General features: G+C 74.5%; 3 protein-coding genes. 1 reads left to right on the top strand and 2 read right to left on the bottom strand.

Going from position 1 to position 3609, the window contains the following annotated elements:
- On the bottom strand, positions 1 to 896 hold an 896-nt coding region (locus C1J00_RS40135; RefSeq protein WP_369333492.1), incomplete at its 3' end, for a sacsin N-terminal ATP-binding-like domain-containing protein.
- Between the two features lie 90 nt (positions 897 to 986).
- On the bottom strand, positions 987 to 1913 hold the full coding sequence (locus tag C1J00_RS40140; protein WP_102913784.1) for a DUF3027 domain-containing protein: 927 nt from the start codon (positions 1911 to 1913) through the stop codon (positions 987 to 989).
- 272 nt (positions 1914 to 2185) lie between these two features.
- On the opposite strand from C1J00_RS40140, the gene C1J00_RS40145 reads away from it, so the two are divergent.
- Positions 2186 to 3609 (top strand): MFS transporter (locus C1J00_RS40145; protein WP_102913785.1); only part of this gene is annotated, 1424 nt, incomplete at its 3' end.

A 3609-nucleotide genomic window follows, 5' to 3' on the forward strand; every position in this document is an offset into this window, starting at 1 on the left:
GGCACGGCCCAGGTGACGGACCAGTGGGGCCGCAGCCGCTCCTCGACGGGCCGGTCGGCGAGCAGGCCGGGGGTGAGGGGGCCGTGGGCGGCGGTGGTGCGCCAGTGGGTGACGCCGTGGGCGGAGTCGTCGACGACGGTGAAGGCACCGTCGGTACGGCGGGTGAGGGTCCGCGCGCTCTCCCCGTTGATCTCGACGACGAGCTCTTCGATTCCGGGGAGGGCGAGCAGCAGGGCGTCGTCGACGGCCCGCAGCAGCCGCTCGGCGAGATCCGCGGCGGCCGCGTCACGCAGCGGCAGGATGACGGCGGTGTCGTACGGGGCGGGGGCGGTGCCCTCGGCGGCGTACGGCAGCCGCAGCAGGGGGACGTGGCCGTCCCGCCGCCGGACCTCGTCCCCGAGGCCCGGGCTGTGCCGGGCGGTCTCGGCGGCCAGTGCCCTGGCCTCGGCGAGCGACCACCGCACCCCGCCGTGGCGGCCGACGACGGCGGGTTCGTCGGTGACGGAGAGCACGGCGGCGAAGCCGACGCCGAACCGTCCCACGGAGGACGTGTCCCGCGTGTCCCGCTTGGCCGACGCCCGCAGGGTGGACAGCGACTCGACTCCGGCCGCGTCCAGCGGGGCTCCGGTGTTGGCGGCGACGAGCACCCCGTCGCGCAGGGTGAGCCGCAACCGTCCGGGCAGCCCGGCCCGGGCCGCGGCGTCGGCGGCGTTCTGGGCGAGTTCCACGACGAGCCGGTCCCGGTAGCCGCCGAGGGCGAGGTCCTCCTCGGCGTTGGCGTCCTCACGGAACCGGGCGGGGCTGGTGGCCCAGGCGTCGAGGACGCCGCGCCGCAGACGGGCGGTACCGAACGGATCGGCCCCCTCGGCGGCGGGCCGCACGAACTTGCTGCTCACGTTCCGTTCCTTCTCCTCGTGGACGTGAGGATGAAGGTACCGCCTGGGGAGCACCCGCCGTGCGCCTGCCCGACGCGGGCCCGTCGACCGCTACGAGTGCCCCAGTTCCTCCGTGTCCTGGTCCGCCGTCGGCGTCACCGAGCCCGAGTCCGGGGAGGGGCGCAGGGGGAACGGGTCGACCCGGGTCTCGTCGATGACCGGGGCGGCCGGCTGGGGCGGCCGGGGCATGACGGCGGCCTCGGAGTGGCCGCCGCAGCCGTAGGCGAGGGAGACCAGGCGGCCGTCGGCCGGGGAGAACTCGTTGGCGCAGGCGCCGAAGGCCTGACCGAGGGAGCCGCCGATGGGCACGAGGAAGCCGCAGCTGACGCAGGCCGCGGGGGCCGACTGGGCCATGGGGGTCTTGGGGCCGAACGCCTCCTCCCAGCGGTCGGCCGCGGTGTGCAGGCCGTAGCGGGACAGGACGCGGGCCCGGCGCATGCCCAGTTCCTCGGCGACCGCCGGGATCGAACCGCGCAGCGGGGCGACCGTGAAGCCGGTGGGGGACTCCGTGGTGAGGTCCGCGTCCTCCGCCTCGACCAGGTCGGCCATCTCGTGCGATACGGGGACGTTCGGCGCGGGCTCGTCCTCACCCGTGTAGCCGGGCTCCAGCCGCAGGTCCTCGGCGTCGGTGGGCAGCAGATCGCCCGGCCCCATGTCGCCGGGCCGCAGCCGCTCGCTCCACGGCACCCACTCGGGGGCCAGCACCGCGTCCGGGCCGGGCAGCAGGGCCGCCTCGTCCACCGTGACGATCTTCGCCCGGGACGCCCTGGCCACCGTCACGGCCCAGCGCCAGCCCCGGTAGCCGAGCTCCAGGCACTGGAAGAAGTGGGTGACCACACGGTCTCCCTCGGAGACCAGCCCCACGTGTTCCCCGACGATTCCCGGTGCGGCGGCCTCCTCGGCTGCGGCACGTGCGAGGTCGACGGCCTCGGCGCACAGACGGTCAGGGGTGCGGCTTCGCGTTGTCGCTGCGCTCACAGGTATCGCTTCTCTCCATACGCCGTCTCACGGGTGCGCCACTCCCAGCGCGGGGGCGGACGGAGCGGACCGGGGGACCGCGTCGACATCCTTCATCCATTTTGCGGGATGGCTGAGATACGCACGCTACCCTTCCGCCCCACGTCGCGTACACCGACGGGTCTGTTGCGCCGCCCACCGGACCCTGAGCCGCCGCCCCGGACAGTCACCCCACAGGCCCTATACAAGCGGTAATGGCACTACCCACAGCCTTATCGGGGCACTATGACGACGTGGCAGCCGCGAAGACACCCCCGGGCGCCACCGGGACCGGTGGGTCGAATGGGGTCAAGGGAAGCAGCCGACTGAACGGACCGGGCCGTCTGCGCGGCTCCCTCCGTGCGGTCGGCCGTGCCCTGCACTTCCCCGTGACCGGCACCGCCCGCGGCATCCGCAAGGCGACCCACGCGCACGGCGCCGGCGAGTCCGGCCTCGGCAAGCTGATCGAACTGCACGGCGTGAACGGCGCCGGCGACGTCATGATCACCGTCGCCCTGGCCTCCACCGTCTTCTTCTCCGTGCCCACCGACGAGGCCCGTGGCCGCGTCGCCCTGTACCTCGCCATCACCATGGCGCCCTTCACCCTCCTCGCGCCCGTCATCGGCCCCCTCCTCGACCGCATCCCGCACGGCCGCCGCGCCGCGATGGCCGGCGCGATGCTGGCCCGGGCGCTGCTCGCGATCGTCCTGTCCGGCGCGGTCGTCAGCGGCGGACTGGAGCTGTACCCGGCCGCGCTGGGCGTCCTCGTCTCGTCGAAGGCGTACGGCGTGGTCAGAAGCGCCGTCGTGCCCCGGCTGCTGCCACCGCGCTTCTCCCTGGTGAAGGCCAACTCGCGCGTCACCCTCGGTGGTCTCCTCGCCACCGGGATCGCCGCGCCCATCGGCGTCGGACTCCAGCAGATCGGACCGCGCTGGCCCCTTTTCGGCGCCTTCGTGCTCTTCGTGGCGGGGACGATCCTGTCGTTCACGCTGCCGCCGAAGGTCGACTCCGCCAAGGGCGAGGACCGCGCCCTGCTGGCGGCGGACGAGCAGCACCTGCACGGGCCGCACCGGCAGCCGGTCAAGCGCCCCGGGCTGCGCACGGTCGGCCCGGCCGTCACCCACGCCCTGGCCGCCAACGCCGCCATCCGCTGCCTGACCGGGTTCCTGATCTTCTTCCTGGCGTTCCTGCTGCGCGAGCACCCGGTGTCCGGCCAGAGCGCCGCGGTGTCGCTCGGGATAGTGGGCGTGTCGGCGGGCGTGGGCAACGCGCTCGGCACGGCCGTCGGGGCGTGGCTGCGCTCCCGGGCGCCGGAGATCATCATCCTGACGGTCGTGGCCTGCGTGGCCGGCGCGACGATCACGGCCGCGGTGTTCTTCGGCGCGATCCTGGTGGCCGGCCTGGCCGCGATCGCCGGGTTCGCGCAGGCCCTGGCCAAGCTGTCGCTGGACGCGCTGATCCAGCGGGACGTGCCGGAGACCGTCCGGACGTCGGCCTTCGCACGCTCCGAGACGTTGTTGCAGATGTCGTGGGTGCTGGGCGGGGCGGTCGGCATCGTGATGCCGCTCAACGGCACGGCCGGGCTGGCGGTGGGCGCCGCGATCGTCGGCACCGGGTGGCTGACGACCGTGCGGGGGCTGCTCGGCTCGGCCCGGCGCGGGGGCACGGGGCAGGCACG

It is taken from the genome of Streptomyces cahuitamycinicus, assembly GCF_002891435.1.
GTDB lineage: Bacteria > Actinomycetota > Actinomycetes > Streptomycetales > Streptomycetaceae > Streptomyces > Streptomyces cahuitamycinicus.